Origin of the sequence: Kouleothrix sp. (genome assembly GCF_046328425.1) — a bacterium.
In the GTDB taxonomy this organism is placed as follows: domain Bacteria; phylum Chloroflexota; class Chloroflexia; order Chloroflexales; family Roseiflexaceae; genus Kouleothrix.
Genome location: NZ_JAXLWP010000025.1, coordinates 67740 through 87496, shown reverse-complemented (window position 1 = coordinate 87496; position 19757 = coordinate 67740). Strand labels below are relative to the sequence as shown.

General features: G+C 67.2%; 16 protein-coding genes. 4 read left to right on the top strand and 12 right to left on the bottom strand.

Annotated elements, in window-relative coordinates; translation table 11 throughout:
- The first annotated feature begins 99 nt into the window (after positions 1–99).
- Positions 100–2550: a flippase activity-associated protein Agl23 gene (locus tag U0177_RS21665; protein WP_409572751.1), complete on the top strand. Its 2451-nt coding sequence runs from the start codon at positions 100–102 to the stop codon at positions 2548–2550.
- A gap of 82 nt (positions 2551–2632) precedes the next feature.
- On the top strand, positions 2633–6217 hold the full coding sequence (locus U0177_RS21660) for a flippase activity-associated protein Agl23 (protein WP_409572750.1): 3585 nt from the start codon (positions 2633–2635) through the stop codon (positions 6215–6217).
- A 263-nt stretch (positions 6218–6480) separates the two neighbouring features.
- Here U0177_RS21660 and rlmD read toward each other — a convergent pair whose 3' ends face one another.
- From rlmD to U0177_RS21615, 9 genes are all read right to left on the bottom strand, one after another.
- Entirely contained in the window at positions 6481–7734 is a 1254-nt protein-coding gene (gene rlmD / locus U0177_RS21655) for a 23S rRNA (uracil(1939)-C(5))-methyltransferase RlmD (protein ID WP_409572749.1), read from the bottom strand.
- Between the two features lie 183 nt (positions 7735–7917).
- On the bottom strand, positions 7918–8703 hold the full coding sequence (pstB, locus tag U0177_RS21650; protein ID WP_409572748.1) for a phosphate ABC transporter ATP-binding protein PstB: 786 nt from the start codon (positions 8701–8703) through the stop codon (positions 7918–7920).
- A gap of 4 nt (positions 8704–8707) precedes the next feature.
- Complete coding sequence (pstA, locus tag U0177_RS21645; RefSeq protein ID WP_409572747.1) at positions 8708–9883, bottom strand: phosphate ABC transporter permease PstA; 1176 nt, start codon at positions 9881–9883, stop codon at positions 8708–8710.
- Positions 9880–10872: a phosphate ABC transporter permease subunit PstC gene (gene pstC, locus U0177_RS21640; protein WP_409572746.1), complete on the bottom strand. Its 993-nt coding sequence runs from the start codon at positions 10870–10872 to the stop codon at positions 9880–9882. The genes pstA and pstC overlap by 4 nt, the downstream gene beginning before the upstream one ends.
- 74 nt (positions 10873–10946) lie before the next feature.
- Positions 10947–12191: a phosphate ABC transporter substrate-binding protein PstS gene (gene pstS, locus U0177_RS21635; protein ID WP_409572745.1), complete on the bottom strand. Its 1245-nt coding sequence runs from the start codon at positions 12189–12191 to the stop codon at positions 10947–10949.
- 347 nt (positions 12192–12538) lie between these two features.
- A complete protein-coding gene (locus U0177_RS21630; protein WP_409572744.1) occupies positions 12539–13666 on the bottom strand; it encodes a M50 family metallopeptidase in 1128 nt (375 codons plus the stop codon).
- A 73-nt stretch (positions 13667–13739) separates the two neighbouring features.
- Positions 13740–14126 carry a zinc-ribbon domain containing protein gene (locus U0177_RS21625; protein ID WP_409572743.1) on the bottom strand — a complete coding sequence of 129 codons (387 nt, stop codon included), beginning with the start codon at positions 14124–14126 and terminating at the stop codon, positions 13740–13742.
- A gap of 173 nt (positions 14127–14299) precedes the next feature.
- Positions 14300–15043, bottom strand: coding sequence for a DUF2270 domain-containing protein (locus U0177_RS21620; protein ID WP_409572742.1), 744 nt, complete (start codon positions 15041–15043; stop codon positions 14300–14302).
- Complete coding sequence (locus U0177_RS21615) at positions 15040–15222, bottom strand: hypothetical protein (RefSeq protein ID WP_409572741.1); 183 nt, start codon at positions 15220–15222, stop codon at positions 15040–15042. The genes U0177_RS21620 and U0177_RS21615 overlap by 4 nt, the downstream gene beginning before the upstream one ends.
- Before the next feature lie 352 nt (positions 15223–15574).
- Between U0177_RS21615 and U0177_RS21610 the strand changes: the two genes are divergently transcribed.
- Both U0177_RS21610 and U0177_RS21605 read left to right on the top strand, forming a co-directional pair.
- Positions 15575–16462 carry a DNA adenine methylase gene (locus tag U0177_RS21610; RefSeq protein ID WP_409572740.1) on the top strand — a complete coding sequence of 296 codons (888 nt, stop codon included), beginning with the start codon at positions 15575–15577 and terminating at the stop codon, positions 16460–16462.
- Positions 16463–16475: 13 nt separating this feature from the next.
- Positions 16476–17099, top strand: a complete 624-nt coding sequence (locus tag U0177_RS21605) for a response regulator (protein WP_409572739.1) — start codon at positions 16476–16478, stop codon at positions 17097–17099.
- Positions 17100–17201: 102 nt separating this feature from the next.
- Here the strand turns inward: U0177_RS21605 and U0177_RS21600 are convergent, their stop codons facing one another.
- The 3 genes from U0177_RS21600 to U0177_RS21590 form a co-directional block, all read right to left on the bottom strand.
- Entirely contained in the window at positions 17202–17612 is a 411-nt protein-coding gene (locus U0177_RS21600; RefSeq protein WP_409572738.1) for a RidA family protein, read from the bottom strand.
- Between the two features lie 87 nt (positions 17613–17699).
- The gene (locus tag U0177_RS21595) at positions 17700–18842 is read right to left on the bottom strand and encodes a M24 family metallopeptidase (protein ID WP_409572737.1); all 1143 of its coding nucleotides are present in this window, start codon (positions 18840–18842) and stop codon (positions 17700–17702) included.
- Positions 18843–18861: 19 nt separating this feature from the next.
- Positions 18862–19599, bottom strand: coding sequence for an SCO1664 family protein (locus U0177_RS21590; RefSeq protein WP_409572736.1), 738 nt, complete (start codon positions 19597–19599; stop codon positions 18862–18864).
- Positions 19600–19757: the final 158 nt, after the last annotated feature.

The window sequence follows — 19757 nt, the reverse complement described above, 5'->3', positions numbered from 1 at the left end:
GTGTACAATGGCCGCGTGGAAGCCGCAAAACCGGCGGCGTCGATCAGTATGCGGCGGCTGGGATTAATATACACCGGCCTCGCACCAGATACCAACAACATGGCAACAATCGAAGCCGCCCCGCGGGTTGCGCCGCCCGCACAGAGCACGCCATTAACCGGGCGCCGCGCCCGCTTCGCACCAACATTCGAGCAGCTGGCCTATGCCGGTCTGCTCGTTTTCGCGCTGCTGACCCACCTGTGGGGTCTGGGCGACCGATCGCTGCACCACGACGAAACGCTGCACGCCGCGTACTCGTGGCGGCTGTACATGAACCAGGGCTTCATCCACGACCCGCTGCTGCACGGCCCGTTTCTGTACCATGCCGTCGCGCTGATGTATTTTCTGTTCGGCGATAGCGACTTTACGGCGCGGCTTAGCGTGGCGCTGTTCGGCACCGCGCTCGTGGCCATGCCCTACCTCATCCGGCGCGAGCTTGGCCGGCTGGCCGCGCTGCTGGCGGCGACGTACCTGGCGATCTCGCCGGCATTCCTGTATATCGGCCGCTTCATCCGCCACGATACCTACGGGGTGGTGTTCGAGCTGCTGACGATCATCAGCGTGGTGCGCTACGCCAGCACCCGCCGCGCGCGCTGGCTGTATATCGGCGCCGCGGCGCTTGGCTGCATGATCAGCAACATGGAGACGTTCTACCTGTTCCTGGCGATCGTCGGCTCGCTGCTCGTGTTGATCTTGCTCTGGCGGCTCTGGCGCCCGGGCCTGCTGCTCGCCGGGGCGGTGGGCATCCTGGTGGTGGCGTCGGTGTTTGTGCTGCCCGGCAAATCGCAGCCAGGTGTCGGCGAGGGCGCGCTGCGCGCGAATGGCCCGTATGTCTGCCCGGCCGCCGGGCAGCCGCTGCCGCCCGACAACCCGATGGTGTTCGCGCCTGGGCCGCTGTTTGGCTTCGCGCCGCTGGCCACCGCCGATAACGACTACGCGCTGTGTGTGCGCAACCAGTACGACGATAACCTGCCGATCTATTTTGTGAAGCTCGGCCAGTTCTTCGGCCACCCGGCAGTGCTGCTGGCGATTGCCAGCGGCCTGGGCGGCCTGGCCGCGCTGTACCTACTTATCGGGCGGCGGCGCGGCCGCGATGGCCTGACGCCGTGGCAACGCGCGCGCGCCAGCGGCGACGATTTCGTCGATATTTTCGCGAGCCTAGGCTCCGGGCGCCGGGTGTGGCTGGCGCTGGCGGTATTTCTGACGCCCTACACGCTGCTGTTTACCGCATTCTTCGGCCATCCCTCGGGCGTTGTCAGCGGCGCGGCCGGGTCGCTGCTCTACTGGCTGGCCCAGCACGGCGTACAGCGCGGCAGCCAGCCGGATTACTACTACCTGGTGCTGCTGATGGTCTACGAGCCGCTGGCGCTGCTGTGGGGGGCGCTGGGCCTGGGAATGACGGCGGCCCTGCTGGTGCGCCGGCTGACACGGCGCGGCTGGACGGCAGGGATCCTCGATTGGGAGCTGGCCATGCCGGTGCTGCTTAGCTGGTGGTCGATCACCACGCTGGTGCTGTACTCGTGGGCCGGCGAAAAGATGCCCTGGCTCACCGTGCATGTGGCGCTGCCGCTGGTGCTGCTGGGCGCCTGGGCGCTGGCGTGGGTGTTGCGCTGGTGGGCGCGCACCGCGTTCGAGCGCGAGCCGCAGGCCGAGGCTGCCGTGAATGGCGCTGGCACGCGCCCGCGGATCTGGGATGGCGCGCTGCGCCTGTACCTCGCGCTGTTCGGCGTGCTGGCCGGGCTGCTATTCCTGATGGTGGCGATCGTCAGCCAGGCCGCAGCTGGCCAGCAGTACTCCGCGCCGTTTATCTTCCCCGGCGCGCTGCTGCTGGTTGGCGCGCTGACGCTGTTTGCCGGGCTGACGCGCGGCTGGCGCTGGGCGCTGGGCGCGCTGGCGCTGGCGCTGGCGATCTATGGCTCGCTCTTTAGCATCCGCAATGCCTACCAGCTCAGCTACCGCTACGGCGACGACGCGCGCGAGCTGATGATCTTTGTGCAAACCTCGCCCGACGTGGCGCGGATTGTGCGCCAGCTCGAAGATGCCGCCACGCGCCGCAACGGCAACCTGAAGGTCTGGTACGACAACGAGACGATCTGGCAGTGGTACATGCGCAACTTCAAAGATGCCCAGCAGCAGCCGCCTGCGTTGCCGGCCCCCGGCGACGATGTGATGGCGGTGGTGCTGCTGCAAGAGAACATCGACGCTAACCCGCAGAACCTGCAGTCGCTGCAGGGCTTCCGCATCCAGCGCTACCCGCTGCGCTGGTGGAACCCCGAGTATGAGCTGTACCGGCTGCCGCCCGACTGGACCACCGCGCAGGTGACGCCGAACTCGGCGCTGCTCATGCGGCTGCTGCGCAACCCGCTCGACGGCCAGGCCGTGAGCCAGTTCTGGCAGTATATGCTATACCGCGAGCTGCCCGCGCCGCTCGGCTCGACCGATTTTGTGCTGGCGGTGCGCCCTGAGCTGGCCGACGAGATCGGCCTGGGCACTGGAACCGAGCAGAAATAGCTGAGCCAAAATGCCGCATTCGCGCGGTGTAGCGCGAAGCGCGCGGGCGCCGCTTGTGCTTTTTTAGTACCTTGAGGAATATATGGCCGCCATTCCGCGTGAGACGCACGACTACACCGCGCCCAAGCTGCTCGATCGCGCGATCGACTTTTCGTGGCTCAACCTCGAGTTGCTGGCGTTTGGCCTGCTGGTGCTGCTGAGCATTATTGCGCACCTGTGGGCGCTCGGCCACATGGCCATGCACCACGACGAGTCGGTGACGAGCTGGATGAGCTGGCGCTACTACACCGGCGCGAGCGGCTTTACCTGCGCCGGCGGGCGCGTGGCGCCAAGCTACTGCTACGACCCGGTGTACCACGGCCCGGCCTACTACGTGCTCTCGCTCGCCTCGTTCTTTCTGTTCGGCGACGGCGAGGCCCAGGCGCGGCTGCCCGAGGCGATTGCCGGTATTCTGCTGACTGCGTCGGCCTGGATGCTGCGGCCCTACCTGGGCCGGCGCGGCACGTTTGTGGCCGCCGCGCTGCTGGCCTTCTCGCCCGCGCTGCTGTACTTCACGCGCTTTTCGCGCCACGACGCCCTGATCGTGCTGTGGGCCTTCTGGATGGTGGCCGGCCTGTTCCGCTACGCCGACACCGGCCGCCCGCGCTACCTCTACCTGGCCAGCGCGGCGACTGCCCTGGCCATGGCCACTCACGAGCTGTACTACATTCTGTTCTTTCTGTTCGGCACCTTTGTGCTCGCGCGCATCGCCTACGAGCGCCTGCCGCGCCGCCAGGTGACGATCGGCATAGGCGTGGCGCTGCTGGTGGCGGTGGTGATGATGCTGCTCGACCCGCCGATCACCGCGCGGCTGCGCGGCGGCGGCATTGGCCTGCTGTTCAGCAGCGTGCTGGGGATGGCGCTGCTGCTGATGCGTGTGTGGCCGGAGGAGCCGCGCTTCAGCGATCGGGTGATTGCGCTCTGGCGCGACGAGCGGCCGGTGCTGTGGACGGCGCTGGGCATTCTGGCCGGCATCTTCGTGCTGCTCTTCAGCAACTTCTTCACCGATATGCGCGGCGTGCTGGATGGGCTGTACCAGGGCCTGGCCTACTGGCTTGGCTCGCAGCACGAGTACGCCCGTGGCAAGCAGCCCTGGTACTACTACCTGATGCTGCTGCCGGTGTACGAGCCGATCGCGCTGCTCGGCTCGTTTGGCGCGGCGTCGGTGCTGTTCGCCTGGGGCCGGCCGCGCCTGGCCGCGCTGGTGTGGATGCTAGTCGGCGCGCTGCTGATCTATGCCGCTGGCCTGTTTGGCACGGTTGGCCTGCTGCTGGGCGCGGCGCTGGTGGGCCTGGTGGCCTACCTGGCGCTCAGCGGGTGGTGGCGGGGCGAGCCTGCGCCGGAAATCACGCCAAACGCCGCCGCAGACGCTCTGCCGCTGGCGCCGATCGATGGCGCGGCCGCCGAGGATGCGAATGGTGTGGCAATCGCGGCCGCGCCAGCCGCCGAGGAGGCCACTGCCGCCGCGCGGCCCGTGCCCAACCCCGCGCCGCTGTTCCCGCTGTTTCTAACGTTCTGGTTCATCGGCGCGCTGGTGGCGTTCTCGTGGGCCGGCGAGAAGATGCCCTGGCTGGTGACGCACATCGCCTTGCCGGGCAATCTGCTGGCGGCCTGGGCGATCGGCCGCATGCTCGACGCGATCGAGTGGCGCAAGCTGCCCGACCGGCGCGCGGCGCTGATCCCCGTCGCGCTGGTGCTGGCGCTGGTGGCGATCAGCGTGGCGCTCTGGCGCTTCTCCACTGCCGGCGAGGGCCAGGCCGGCCAGTCGGCGATGCTTCAGGCGATCGTGCCGCTGGTGATCGCCGGCCTGCTGATCTTTGGCCTGCTGACCATCGGCCAGCGCGTGGGCCGCGCAGCAACCCTGGTGATCGTCGCGCTGACGCTCTTCGGCCTGCTGGCGGCCTACAGCGTGCGCGCCAGCTGGATGGTGGTGTACGATCACCCCGACACGCCGGTCGAGATGCTGATCTATGTGCAGAGCCCGCCCGACGTGCCGCTGATTGTGCGTGATATACGCACCCTGGCGATCAACCTGACGCGCAACCAGCGCACCGCCGACGATCCGACCGGCGGCCACAGCATGCCGCTGATTCTTGACGCCGGCGACGAGAGCAGCGAGGGCAGCCTCTCGTGGCCCTACCAGTGGTACCTGCGCGATTTCCAGCGGATCGAGAGCCGCAAGGCCGATTTCTTCGCCAATGCCACCGCCGACTCGTTCCTCGTGCCGGTCGACCGCAACCAGCCCGACGGCGAGAAGCAGATCGCGCCGGTGGTGATGGTGTATGTACCCCACATCACCGACGCGACGCGCCAGGCGCTTGAGGAAAACTATGTCAAGCGCTACGACTCGAAGCTGAACTGGTACTTCCCCGAGGGTGACCTGAGCGGCTGCGACCCGACTCAGCCAGGCTACAAGCGCTTCTACTACAACAGCAGCACGCGCGCCCAGGCTAAGGCCGACCCGCAGTGCCAGAGCCTGAACATCGACAGCCTGCCCTACGAGCCGTTCTACGCGCCGTTGGTGTGGCCGTTCCGCCCCGAAAATCTGACGAAGGTGAAGAACTACCTGCTGTATCGCGAGCTGCCCGACCCGCTGCAGATCTACGGCCGCGATATGCAGGTATGGGTGCGCAAGGATCTGGTCGCCAGCGGCGAGCCAGCCGCCGGCGGCACCAGCACCAACGGCGCGGTGAAGCTCGTGTCCGAGCAGGTGATCGGCAGCCCCGGCAATGGCGCGGGCCAGCTGACCGACCCGCGTGGCATTGCCGTCGACGCCCAGGGCAATATCTACGTGGCCGATACCGCCAACCACCGCATCCAGGCCTTCGACGCACAGGGCAAGCCGAAGTTCGCGGTTGGGTCGGTGGGCAATGGCCCCGGCCAGTTTAACGAGCCGCGCGGCGTAGCAGTCGACGCTCAGGGCAATATCTACGTGGCCGATACCTGGAATGCGCGCGTGGTGAAGCTCGACGCGTCGGGCAAGTTTGTGAAGAGCTGGGGCACGGGCAACGACATCGGCAATGGCCGCAGCGCCATGATGACCGACGGCACCGAGGCGGGTAATAACGCTGCGCCGCTCGGCTTCTACGGCCCGCGCGGCGTGGCGATTGACTCAAAGGGGAATATCTATATCGCCGATACCGGCAACAAGCGCGTGGTGGTCACCGACAGCGAGGGCACATACCTGTACCAGTGGGGCCACGGCGGCAATGAGCCGGGCGCGTTCAACGAGCCGATCGGCATCGCGATCGATGCGCAGGACGACGTGTATGTGGCCGATACCTGGAATGGGCGCGTGCAAGTGTTTGGCCGCGACGAGAGCGGCAAAGTGATCGCTACGCCGAAGGCTACCTGGCGCGTGCAGGGCTGGCAGCCCAACACCTACGACGATCCGTTTATCGCCGCCGGCGCCGATGGCCAGGTGTTCGTGAGCGTGCCCAGCCGTAACCAGGTGCTCTATGCTACCATCGCTGGCGAGCAGCTGCTGCGCTGGGGCGGCAAAGGCTCCGACTTCGCCTCGCTGACGCTGCCCAGTGGCGTCGCGGTGAGCGCCAAGGGCGAGGTGTACGTTGTTGATCGGGGCAACAACCGCGTGATGCGCTTCAAGATGCCGAATTCGGGCGGCTAGCCTCGGAAACGCGGCGGGGCGCCTCGCAGATCCGCCCCGCCAAGCAGGATGATTATAAAAGGTGTGCGCGAGGGCTATGCCTCGCTACCTTTCAGGCAGGTTTACAAGAAACTGCTCAAACGAAGCTGGTATTATACCAAATTTGCTTGATTACTGACCCTTTGGTGGGGTTTGGGGCGGCTTCGCCGCCCTTTCTTTTTGTGTTGCACTACGTGGCGAAGCCGTAGTGCAACATATCTATAAGTAGTCAAGCGAACAGCGTATTAGCCGCGCGTAAGCGTGGTGACGCACTCGATATGCGCGGTCTGCGGAAACAGATCGACCGGCTGCACCGACTCGACGTGGTAGCCGCCCTCGACCAGCGCCTTCAGGTCGCGCGCCAGCGTGGCCGGCTGGCACGAGATATACACGATCCGCGCGGGCGCCAGTTCGAGCAGATATGCGATCGCCTGGGGGTGGCAGCCGCGCCGTGGTGGGTCGAGCAGCACCGCATCGACCGGGCCTTCGACGCGCGGCAGTACGGCTTCGACCCGCCCGGCCAGAAAGTGTACATTCGCGATGCCGTTCAGCGCGGCGCTGGCGCGGCCATCTTCGATCGCGCCGCCAAACTCCTCGATGCCCACCACCTCGCGCGCCTGTGCCGCCAGCGGCAGCGTAAACGCCCCGGCGCCGCAGTACAGGTCGAGCAGCCGCTCGGCGCCGCTCAGGCCGAGGCTAGCGCGCGCCAGGTCGAGCAGCGCGTTGGCGGCCGGCAAGCTTACCTGGAAGAACGTGGCCGGGCGCAGCTGAAAGGCCACGCCGCCAAGCTCTTCGATCAGCTGGCTGGCGCCGAACGTCGCGGCGACACGACTATCGGCCAGCAGCGTTACTCCGGCAAGCGCCGGGCAGCGCGCGCGCCAGCGCGTAGCCGCCCAATCGGGCGCGCCGCGCAACGCCGCCAGCGCGTAGCCGTGCGTCTCGCTGGCGCGCAGGACGATCTCGGTGGGCGCGCCGGTGGCCTGCGCCACGGCGCTCAGGTCGGCTAGCGCCTGGTTCAGCACTGGCAGCAGCAGCGGGTCTTCGTCGATCGCGTGCAGGTTGCGGGTGTTGGCGATGTAGTAGCCAATCTGCTGGCCGTGGCCATGCAGCCGCGCGCTGTTGCGGTAGTTCCACGGTGGGCCGGGCGCGAGCGTCTCGGCCACAGGCGCCTCGGTGATGCCGCCAATTTTGGCGAGCTGCTCGGCCACAATCTGCCGCTTGAAGCGCAGCTGGGCCGGGTAGGCGATATGCTGCCAGGGCATGTGATCGGCGCCGGGCATGCGCGGCGCCACGCGCTCGGGCGAGGGCGATAGCACTTCGGCCACGCTGCCGCGCGCGTAGCTGTCGCGCAGCTCGTGCAGGCGTACCAGCGCGCGCTCGCCGGGCAGCCCGCCCGCCGCAAATACCACCCGCTCGTTGAAGCGCCCAACCGCCTCGCCGCCCTGCGCGATCCCGTCGAATGTTAGTTCCAGTGTTTCTGGCCAGCTGGTTGTGGTCATGCGTCCCGTCGATCTACTGTGCGTGTCGGCGGGCAGTATAGCATGGATCGCGATCGTGTGGCGTGCGAGCGCACGCCGCGGGCGCCGTCAAAGGCCTGCGCTATTTGCCCTGCCTCAGCTCCTGGGTCGGTTGAAGGCAGAGGGTGATCGGAGCGACGTTCGCTTCGCCCTGAGCACGCGCCCCTAGCCGACGCGCCCGCTGATATATTCTTCGGCGCGCGGGTCGCTCGGCCGGGTGAACACCTGCGCCGTCGGCCCGCATTCCACCAGTTCGCCCAGCGCCCTGGCGGCCTCGCGCTCGACCGTAAAGACGGCGGTGGTGTCGGAGATGCGCGCGGCCTGGTGCATGTTGTGCGTGACGATGATCACAGTGTACAGCTTGCGCAGGCTGTCCATCAGCTCTTCGATCTTAAGCGTGGCGATCGGGTCGAGCGCCGAGCAGGGCTCGTCCATCAAGATCACTTCGGGCTCTACCGCCAGCGTGCGCGCGATGCTCAGGCGCTGCTGCTGCCCGCCCGAAAGCGCAAGCCCTGAGTGATCAAGCTTGTCTTTGACTTCGTCCCATAGCGCGGCCGCCTGGAGCGAGCGCTCGACGCGCTCGGCCAGCTGCCGCCGGTCGCGCATGCCGGCCAGCCGCAGGCCGACTGCCACATTCTCGAAGATCGAGCGGGTGCGCAGCGCGATCGGCTGCTGGAAGACCATGCCGATGCGGCGGCGCACCAGCGTCGGGTCGATGCCCGGCGCGTAGATGTTTTCGTCGCCCAGCAGCACCTCGCCCTGTGCGCTGGCGCCCTCGATCGTCTCGTGCAGGCGGTTCAGGCAGCGCAGCACCGTCGATTTACCGCAGCCCGACGGCCCGATGATCGCAGTGATCTGGCGCGCCTCGAAGGCCATGCTCACCGGCTTCACCGCCGGTGCGGCGCCGTAGAATGGCTTCAGATTTTTCAGCGTAATCGTTTGTGGGGTCATCCTGCTACCTTTTACGCCCGCGCGTGGCCAGCCGCACGAGGATGTTGATCAGCAGCACAGTGGTCATGAGCACAAAGGCCGTTCCCCAGGCCAGGGTGTTCTCGCTGGGGAATGGCGACTCGGTATAGCGGTAGGTCAGCAGCGGCAGCGCGGCGATCGGGCCGAGCATGTTGAATGTGATCGTGTTATTGCCCAGCACCGTCAAGATCAGCGGCGCCGTCTCGCCCGCGCCGCGCGCAAACGCCAGCAGTACTCCGGTGACAATGCCGGTGAGCGCCGAGGGGATCACCACTGTGAAGGTTGAGTACCATGTTGGCGCGCCCAACGCCAGCGCGGCCTCGCGCGTGCTGTGTGGCACCAGCTTCAAGATCTCCTCGGTGGTGCGCGTGATTGTCGGCACCATAAGTATGGTGATCGCCACGCTGCCAGCCAGCCCCGAAAACGCCTGAAAGCGCTGCACCAGCAGAATGTACGCAACTACGCCGGCGATGATCGAGGGCGCGCCGCTCAGCACGTCGGTGCAAAAGCGCACCACGGTTGCCAGGCGGTTCTTGGGGTATTCGGCGAGAAACACGCCGGCGAGCAGGCCGATCGGCAGTGCCATCAGCAGCGCTACGCCGGTTATCAGCAGCGTGCCGATGATGCCATGCAGCACGCCGCCGCGCGCCACAACATCGGTGGCGGGCGCCGCTGTGTCGCTGGCGCTCGCGGCCTGGGCTGGCGCGCTCGTGCCATCCGCTGCCGGAGATGGCTCGGCGTTTGCGCCAGCGAGGGCGCCGACATCGATAGTGGCGAAGGGGTCAGGCGTGGCGGCGGCGTCTGCTGCTGCAGGTGTGGCGGCGGCACTAGCGTCGCCGGAAGTGGCGCCGGCAAGGGCACCGACATCGATAGTGGCGAAGGGGTCGGGCGTGGCGGCGGCGTCTGCTGCTGCAGGTGTGGCGGTGGCGCTAGCGTCGCCGGAAGTCGCGCCGGCGAAGGCGCCGATCGTCAGCGGCGGCAGGTATGCCTGGGTGAAAAAATCAAGGTTCAGCGCGCGGCCGCCGACCACCAGCACGTAGCCGATGATCAAGACCAGCGGCACCACGGCGACCGCCGTACACAGCACCATCACACCGCGCATGAGCCGATCGCCGGCTTTGCGCAGCGCGTAGTTTGGCGTCGCGCTTGTTTTCAGGCTCATATGCGCGCCCCCGCCGGCCCGCGCGAAACCTGCCACACCAGCAGGCGCGCAAACAGGTTTAGCATCAGCGTAATGCCGAATAGCACCAGCGCCACCTCGATCAGCGCGCTTTCGTGCAGCGGGCTGTTGGCATTGGTCAGCTCGCTTGCCACCAGCGAGGCGGCCGTCACGCCGGGCGCGAAGAGCGAGCTGCTCAGGCGCTGGCTATTGCCGATCAGCATGGTCGCAGCCATGGTCTCGCCCAGCGCGCGCCCCAGGCCCAGCATCACGCCGCCGATCACGCCGGCGCGCGCGTAGGGCAGCACCGACTGCCAGATCACCTCCCAGCGTGTCGCGCCGAGCGCCAGCATCACCTCGCGCTGGGTGTTAGGCACTACCGCCAGCACGTCGCGGGTAATGGCCGCGATCGTCGGCAGGATCATGATCGCCAGCACTACGCCGGCCACCATCATGCCCCGGCCCACCGCCACCGGCCCGGCCAGCGCCGGTATGACCTGGCCAAGCGAGCGCGACACCGGCTTGGCCACTGCGTCGCGGAACACCGGCGCAAACACCGCCACGCCCCACAGGCCATAGATCACGCTGGGGATGGCGGCCAGCAGCTCGACGGTGAACGAGAGCGGGGTGCGCAGCCAGCGCGGGCACAGCTCGGATAAGAAAATGCCGATGCCGATGCCGATCGGCGCGGCCAGCAGCACGGCGATTGCGGCCGAAACCAGCGTGCCGTACACCGCCGGCCAGGCGCCAAACGTCGCCGGGCGCACGTCGGTGTCGACGGGCTTCCACTCGCGGCCGGTCAAAAAGCTCAGGCCAAACTCCGAGCGCGCCAGCGCCGAGCCGTTAAAGGTAACCAGGCCAATCGCGGCCACCATGCCGATCACCACCAGCGCGAAGAGCAGCGTGCCAAGGTAGAACAGGCCATCGCCGTGCTGTGTTCGGCGGCTCAGGCGGCGCCAAAAGCCTGTGTTCAGCGCTTCTGATTGAGCCATACATTGTCCTTACGCAGAAAAGCCGCGAGCGTTCAGGGCGCGCTGCGCGCCCTGAACGCCGCCGGCAGCTTGGTTTACTTGACCGGGCCGCTGAAGATCTGCTGGCCCTTCACGCTGATCTTGTAGAGCTGCTTCATCGCCAGGTAGCGCGCCTCGGTGGGCAGCGGGGCATAGCCCAGCCGAACCGACGCGCCCTGGCCCTCGGTCAGGCCCCAGTAGATAAAGTCGGCCAGCGCCTTGGCCTTGTCGGCGTCGGTGTAGGTGTTGGCGCGCACCAGGATGTAGGTGAAGCCGGCGATCGGGTAGGCGGTGGCGGCGGGCGCATTCGTGAGCGACACCGCCAGGCTGGCCGGGTAGGTCACGCCATTGGCCGCGTCCGACACACTGCTGAGCGACGGAGTGATGAAGTTGCCCGAGCTGTTCTTCACCGGCGCGGCCGGCAGCTTGTTCGCCAGCGCGTAGATCAGCTCGACATAGCCGATCGCGCCCTCGGTCTGCTTCACCGTCCCGGCCACGCCGGCGTTGCCTGGCGCCCCGATGCCTACCGGCCAGCTCACCGTCGTGCCCGAGCCGACTGTGGTTTTCCAGTCGGTGCTGATCTTGGCCAGGTAGTCGGTCCAGATCGAGGTTGTGCCCGAGCCGTCCGAGCGGTACACCACGGTGATGTCGGTGTCGGGCAGCTTCACGCCGGGGTTGTCGGCGGCGATGGCCGGGTGATCCCAGCGCGTAATGTTGCCCAGGTAGATGTTCGCCAGCGTGGCGGGCGAGAAGCGCAGGTTGCTGATGCCTGGCAGGTTGTAGGTGGCCACTACCGCGCCCATCACCATGGGGATGTGCAGCGCGTCGGGCGCTTCGGTCTTCACGCGCGCCTCGGCGATTGCCGCGTCGGTGCCGCCAAAGTCCGTCAGGTATTTGATGAAGTCCGAGATGCCCTGGCCGCTGCCGACCGACTGGTAGCTGATCGCGACGTTCGGCACTGTCAGCTTGTACACCTGGATCCAGGCCTGGTAGAGCACGTTCGGGAAGCTGGCGCCCGAGCCTTTGAGCGTGGCGCTCAGCTGGCGTGGCGCCCACGGCGGGATGGGCGTGGCGGTGGCGGTAGGCTTGATTGTCGTTTTCGGCTTAAGGGCCGGCCGCACAGTGGGGCGCACCGTCGGCTTGGCGGTTGGCTTCGGCGTGGCGGTAGCCGCTAGGTCGGCTGTGGCAGGCTCGCTGGCCGCCGCGCCGCCGGGCAGCAGGGCCAGGCTGAGCACAATCAGCGGCAGCACGATCAGCGAGAACAGCCAGGGGAACCGCGAGCGATGGGCAGGTGGACGCATGATCAACTCTCCTTTAGATCTTGCCCGGCTATTGGCAGGTGTGGCAGCGCATTGGCTTCGAGCGAGCAACCAGCCGTGCGGCGCGCTTGGGTACTGGCCGGCTGGCTTTCGTAGCCATGCTAGCTGGCGGAAATTAAGCCCTTGCGGTGCGGTCGTTAAACTTCGGTTAGCTATTCGTGCCGCGAGAGTCGGCGCTGGCGCGCTGCGGCAAAAGGGGAGCGAGGCATCAGGGAGCGGTTGGCCGCAGTTTCTCTCGGCCAATCAGAAGCGAGGAAAGCTTAATATTGCGCTGGTGAGGCAGCTGGCCGGCGGGCCAGTGCGGGCCTATGGGGAGGCAGAACAAGAAGCTAGCCGTGGGCCTGGCGCTTTCGCTCGATGTAGCCAACCAGGTCGCGCCGGCGCAGCACGCCCAGCAGCAGCGCGCCGTCGATCACCGGCAGCTGCTCCTCGCCGCTCTCGAGCAGCGTGCGGAACGCTTCGCCGGCTGGCATCTCGGGCGCCAGCAGGCGCAGGCGGTGGATCGGCGTCATCGCCTCGCCGACGCGCGTGCCGGCCCATTCGTGAAACTGGAAACGCCGCAGGTTGTGCACGGTGATCATGCCCAGCAGCGGCTGCGGCGCATCGGCCTCGGGGATCTGGAGCACCGGAAAGCCCTGGTCGACCTGGCTAAGCACATAGCTGCCGACGAACTGGTCGAGCGGCAGCTCGGGCGCCACGGCACGAAACGCGCGCTGCATCAAATCCGAAACCTGCACATTGCTGAGCATGCGCTGCACCACGAAGCGGCGGTGGCCAAGCGTGGCGCTGCGCACCAGGAAGTAGCCGATCAGGCCCATCCACGCGCCGCTCACCACGTCGCCCGCGCCCAGGGCGTACAGCAGCCCGGCGGTCAGCAGCACCCAGCCGCACGCCCGCCCGACAAACGCGCCCACGCGGGCAGCGCCAAGCTCGTCGTCGCTCAGGTAGCTGAGCACGGCCCACAGCACGCGCCCGCCGTCGAGCGGGTAGCCCGGCAGGAGGTTGAAGATCGCCATTGCGCCATTGGAGAGCGCCAGGTGGAGTACCAGCAGCGCCAGCCGCTGCGCGGGCCAGAGCCACCAGGCCACGGCGAACAGCAGCGCCAGCGCCAGGCTGATCAGCGGGCCGGCCAGCGCCACCAGCATGTCGCGCACCGGGTTGGCTGGGCCATCGCCGATCTCGGTGGCGCCGCCGAGCGCGAACAGCGTGATGCCGCCGACGCGCAGGCCATACTGCCGGGCTACCAATGCGTGCCCCAGCTCGTGCAGCAGCACCGAGGCCCACAGCAGCACCGCCGCGAGCGTGGCCAGCACCCAGGCGCCGAGCGCGCCGCCTGCCGAAGGCAGGTACAGCCAATGCAGCATCGCCGCCACAAACGCCAGCATCGCCAGCCAGCTCCAGTGGCAGCGGATGGGGATACCGGCGACTCTGCCGATGGTGAAGGCGCGCGCGAACATCGAATCGCTTCTCGTTTGAATCAAAGCGGCTGGCCCGTGCGAGCCAGCCGCAGCATATCAGACAGCCGGGCGCCTACCAGCGGGTGCTGGTGGTGCGCCGCTGCTGCTGGAAGCAGTCCGAGCAGTAGACCGGCTTGTCGCCGCGCGGCACAAACGGCACCTTCGCCTCGCGCCCGCACGACGCGCAGGTGGTGACATGCATCTCGCGCGAAGCGCTACTGTAGCTGCCCCGGCTACCGTAGCTATCCTGGTCGCCGTAGCTGCTGCGCTCGCCATAGCTGCTGCGATCGCTGTAGCCGCTGCGCCCGCCGCCACTGGCCTTGCGCTGCTGCCGGCACGACGGGCAGCGGGTGGGCTCGTTGGTGAAGCCCTTCTGCGCGTAGAACTCTTGCTCGCCGCTGGTGAACACAAAATCCGATCCGCAATCCCGACAGGTGAGGGTCTTGTCCGCGTAGCTCATCGCTCGCCAACTCCTTGTAGTGAAGAAATATCGATGTCCAGCTGGCTTGGGAAACGATGAGTAGGGAACACACATCCTGGGGCACAGGCGGGATCTTGAGGCATCGCGTAGCAACCAAACCGTTTGAACATACGCGCATAGTAGCACAGATCAGCGCGCGTTTCAAGAGGCGCTTAGCCTGGGTCGCCAGTCATGCGGCGGCGCGTCTCCTGGCGCGATGGCGTTTCGTCGCTGATGCGCTCGCGCGAGGTGAGCGCCAGCACCAGAATAAACGAATTGAACAGCACGCCGGCCAGCAGCACGGCCCAGGGTGGAACTGGCCCAATGCGCATACGGCCCACCAGATCGCTGAGGGTGGCCGGCGTCTGCGGGTGGATGACGATCTTGACGCACCAGCTGATCACCAGCACGCCGAAGATCCAGATGTAGTTGCGGCGCAGGCGGCGGCCGAGCGCCTGCCAGAGCGTGATGCTGAAGCGCGGGTGCAGCAGGTCGCTCGCCAGGATCTGGCGCCAGTTCTCAAGCTCCTCGTGGCGGTCAGGCGTCAGCATCTCGGCGAAGAACTCGGTTTCCATGAGCCGCACCCGCGTGCGCCATAGGTCGTAGAACATATAGCGCCGCGCCTCGATGTACATGAAGTAGAAGATCAGCAGCGAGTTGATCAGAATCATGACGTGCGTGTTTTTTTCGCTGCTGAATGCGAACGAGAGCGTGGCGCCGGTGGTAAGCACAGCCCAGTTGGTGGTGCCGTCGAGGCGCGTGCGCCAGGTGTTGGCGCGGCCGACTTCGCCGCGGTAGAGGTGCACCATCGCGGTGTTGAACTCGGTGGCGGTAAGCGGGCGTACTGCAGGGCCGACGATTGGTGGCCGCTCGGGGGCGCTGACGTGGCGGGTTTGGTCTTCGGTGGAGATGGTCATGGCGAGAACAGCAGCCTGAGCGCGGCATAGATCGCCAGCGCCAGCGCCGCCACGATCAGCAGCAGGCTCCAGATATTCAGCTGCACCACAAACACGACATGCAGGCGGCTCCAGATCAGCCAGCCGGCGATCAACACTGCAATGGCCAGCAGCCAGCGGTTACGCCTCCAGTGGTTCATGGTGCCTCGTTATGCCAAAAACGATGTGGCGGGTATTATACCAAATCCGGCTGATCGCTTGGATTATGGTGGGGGTTCGGGGGGCGGCGGCCGCCCCTGAATTCTTTTCTTGTGCGGCGCCCGGAAAGCCGGGCGCCGCACAAGAAAACCCAAGTAATCAAACGGAATTGGTATTATACAGCGCCGTGTAGGGCTTGTCCACCACTCTGCCGGGCGCTGTGCTATAATCACGCTTCGCCCCGATCGGCACGCCCGTAATGTGCTATAATCTCGCGGCACTTGAAATCGTGAAGCGCTGTCGTGGGACCGTCGCATGTCTCTGACCGCGTCTGCAACAGAGCCGGTTGGCACCATGACACAGTCCTCGATGGCATTCGAGGCCACAGCTGCCGTGCGCCCGTTTGTGAAGTGGGCCGGCGGCAAGGGCCAGCTTCTGCCCGAGCTATCGCGCCGCCTGCCGCGCCAGTTTCGGCGCTACCACGAGCCGTTCGTAGGCGGCGCGGCGCTGTTTTTTTTCCTGCACAATGCCGGCCGGCTGCGCTACGGCGCGACGCTGAGCGACTACAATCCCGAGCTGGTGCTGTGCTACCGCGCGGTTCGCGACGATGTCGAGGCGCTGATTGTGGCGCTGAAGGAGCACGAGCGCTTCCGGCTCGATCGCGATTACTTCATGGCCGTGCGCGGCTGGGATCGCCAGCCCGATTTCGCCCACCGCAGCGCTGTCGAGCGCGCCGCCCGCACGATCTTCCTCAACCGCACCTGCTACAACGGCCTGTACCGCCTGAACAACAAGGGCCAGTTCAACGCGCCGTGGGGCTACTACAAGAACCCGCTGATCTGCGACCCCGAGAACATGCGCGCCGCCAGCGCCGCGCTTCAGCAGGTCGAGCTGAGCGTGGGCGATTTTGGCGACGTGGCGGCGCGCGCCGAGCCCGGCGACCTGGTGTACTTCGACCCGCCGTACGTGCCCATGAGCGCCACCGCCTCGTTTACGCACTACACTGGGCAGACGTTCGGCCCCGACGACCAGCGCCGGCTTGCGCGGCTATTCGACGACCTGATGGCGCGCGGGGTGTACGTGATGCTCAGCAACTCGCACACGCCGCTCTCGCGCGAGCTGTACGCCGCCCACGCCGTGCGCTCCGACGTGGTGCTGGCGAGCCGCAAGATCAACTGCGATGGCCGCAAGCGCGGCAGCGTCGAAGAGCTGATCGTGTGCGGCTATGCGCCAGGGACGTAAGCGTGAGCAGGCTATGCCAGTACGCATTCTGATTGCCGACGACCACCCGATCGTGCGCGAGGGGTTGAGCGCGGTGCTCGAGACCCAGCCGGATTTCGCGATCGTCGGGATGGCCGCCAGCGGCGCGGCGGCGGTGGCCCAGGCGGCCGAGCTGCGGCCCGACGTGATCCTGCTCGATCTGGCGCTGCCCGAGCTGGATGGCGTGGCCGCGCTGCGCGCGATCCGCGCGCATACCCCCGACGCGCGGGTGCTGATCTTCACTGCCTTCGATACTGACGAGCGCATTCTGGCGGCGGTGCAGGCCGGCGCGCAGGGCTACCTGCTGAAAGGCGCGCCGCGCGACGAGCTGTTTCAGGCCATCCGGGTGGTGCACGCGGGCGGCTCGCTGCTGCAGCCGGTTGTGGCGGCGCGGCTGCTTCGCCAGGTGAGCGGCCCGCCCGAGGCGCTCACCGAGCGCGAGCTTGAGGTGCTGCGGCTGCTGGCCAGGGGCCGGCAGAACAAAGAGATCGCCAGCGAGCTGGTGATCAGCGAGCGCACGGTGAAGTTCCACGTGTCGGCGATTCTGGCCAAGCTCGGCGTCGGCAATCGCACCGAGGCGGTCGGCAAGGCCGCGCAGCTTGGCTTGATCGAGCTGTAGCGGCCAAGATTGAAAAGCGAGAGCGAGGGGCATCGCCCCTCGCTCTCGCTTTTCCGGCGGATCGCGGCTACGCAGGATGGCCGATTGCTCTACGCTCCACGCTTAATCGCTCTGCGCTCTGCTATCGTCGCCGCCGATCACGGCAACGGCTTCGATCTCTACCAGCATCGCCGGCACGATCAGCTCGGCGCGCACAAGGGTGGTGGCCGGTCGGATGCTGCCGAACACCTCGCCATGCGCGCGCGCTACTGCTTCCCAGTCGGCGATGTCGCGCACGAACATCCGCGTCCGCACTACGTCGCCGAGCGAGGCGCCAGCCTCGGCTAGCGCCGCGGCGATCTTGTTCAGCACGTAGCGCGCCTGCCCAGCCGCATCGCCGGGGTGCTGCACGGCGCCGCTTGCGTCGGCCGCGGTGGTTCCCGCAACATACACATGGTTGCCGACACGCACCGCCCGTGAGTAGCCGGCCAGCGCCTCCCAGGGCGTGCCGCTCGATATGTTCTGGCGTGCCATCGCTTTCCTCCAAATACCAAGAGTCGCGAGCCGCCTCGCAGCGGTGCCGGCTCGCGATGCTCGGCGGCTGGGCTGCCTGATCTGCGGCTACTCGACCACGTAGAGCTCCTGGAAGCCGCGTGTCAGCGGCTCGCCGGCGCTCTCGCCTACCACCACCACATCTTCAACGCGGCAGCTGAGCTGGCCCGGCAGTGTGATGCTCGGCTCGACGGTGAAGCACATGCCTGTGCGCAGTGCCGTGTGGTCGCTGGCAGTCAGGAATGGCGGCTCATGCACATCCATGCCGATGCCGTGGCCCAGGCGGTGCCGGAACGCCTCGCCGTAGCCGGCCTCGGCGATCACGGTGCGCGCGGCGGCGTCGGCCTGCGCGCAGCTATTGCCGGCGCGCAGCGCGGCGATGCCGGCGGCCTGCGACGCCATGATCAGCGCGTGCACGCGACGGTACTCGGCGCCAGGCTCGCCGAAGAACACCGAGCGCCCGAAGTCGTAGCAGTAGCCGTCGTACACCGCGCCAAAGTCGAACGAGATCGCCACCGGCGCGTCGAGCGGCAGCAGCAGCGTCTCGTCGCGGTTGTGGAAGTCGAACGGGTGGGTCGGGCCCATGTTGTAGAAGCTGGTGACAAACGAGGGCGCGGCCGAGCCGTGGCGCTTGAGCTGGTAGTTTACCTCGCTGATCAGGTCGAGCGTGGTCATGCCGTGGCGCAGCTTCGGCAGCACATCCGCGAACGCAGCCTCGGTGATCGCGCCGGCCTGGCGCATGGTCGCCAGCTCGTCGGCGTCTTTGATCAGCCGCAGCGGCCGCATGATCGGCGCGGCCGACACGAGGCGCGCGGCCGGGCGCAATGCCTGGATGCCCAGCAGGGTCTCGGCCCAGGCGCGGTCGTCGAGCGCGACCGTGGCGGCGGCCGGTACGCCGAGCGCGGCCAGCACCTCGGCGGCCAGCGCGGCCGGGTCGCCGGCGTCGGGCAGCACGCGCACATCGTAGCCGGCGATCTCGAGGTGAAACGCGGCCAGCATGCGCGGGATGGTGAGGATGGGCGCGCCCTGGGGCGTGATCCAGGCGCCGGACAGCCACTCGCCAGGGTACATGGTGTTGCCGAAGTTGGGCTCTTCGCGCGGGATGCCGGTGAGATAGTGCAGGTTCGCCGAGCGCGGCAGGAACAGCAGATCGGCGCCTGTGGCGGCCATGCGCTCTTGCACCCGCGCGAGGCGATGGGCGTAGTCGGGCATGCGGTGTTACCTTTCGGGGCTAGACGGGCGGCCAGGGAATATTGCGCCCTGGGCCGGGGTCGGGGTGCTTGCCGCTGTCGATCAGCCGGTCGAGCCGCCGCCGTAGCGCGCGCAGCTCGTCGGGGTCCAGCAGGCTGGCGAACATATCGGCCGTGGCGCCGCCAAGGTTCGCGCGCAGGCTGCGCAAGTCGGCCAGGATGTCAGGGCGCAGCGGCTTGCCGGCGTAGTCCCACAGCACGGTGCGCAGCTTGGGCTCGGCGTGAAAGCAGATGCCGTGGTCGATCGCCCACAGCCGGCCGTCGTGGCCTTTCAGGCAGTGGCCGCTCTTGCGGTCGGCGTTGTTCGCCAGCACGTCGAACGCGGCCAGCCGCTCGATCGTCGCTTCAAAGCCGCCCTCTTTCTGCATGGTAAAGAGGTGCGCCTCCTGGTCGGCGTCGATAAACAGCTGCACCGAGCCGATGCCGTACGGCCCGTCGCGCAGCACCGTCGGCGGCACGAGATCCCAGCCCAGCGCGGCGTTCAGCAGGTAGGCCGCCACCTCGCGCTGGCAGAGCGTGCCGCGCGGGAAATCCCACAGCGGGCGCTCGCCACGGCGCGGCTTGTATACCGCGAGGCCCTGCAGGCCATTGTTGCGCACGGTGGTGAGCAGGGTGTAGTTGCTGCTCCAGGGCAGCATACCCTGCACGTCCAGCTCGCCGTGTGCCAGCAGCGCCAGCACGTCGGCCACATTCAGCTCGTTTGGTTGCGCGTCTGTCATGTTTATTCACTAGCGCGTAGCGCGTAGCTCGTTGTACGAGTCTACGTACTACGCACATCGCATGATCTGTGCGAACGAGTGCGCCACTGCGCCTGCGGCAGCAAGGTCCTTTAAGCTTCACTTGTGCTCGTATGTTGCGCCACGCGCCACATACGAGA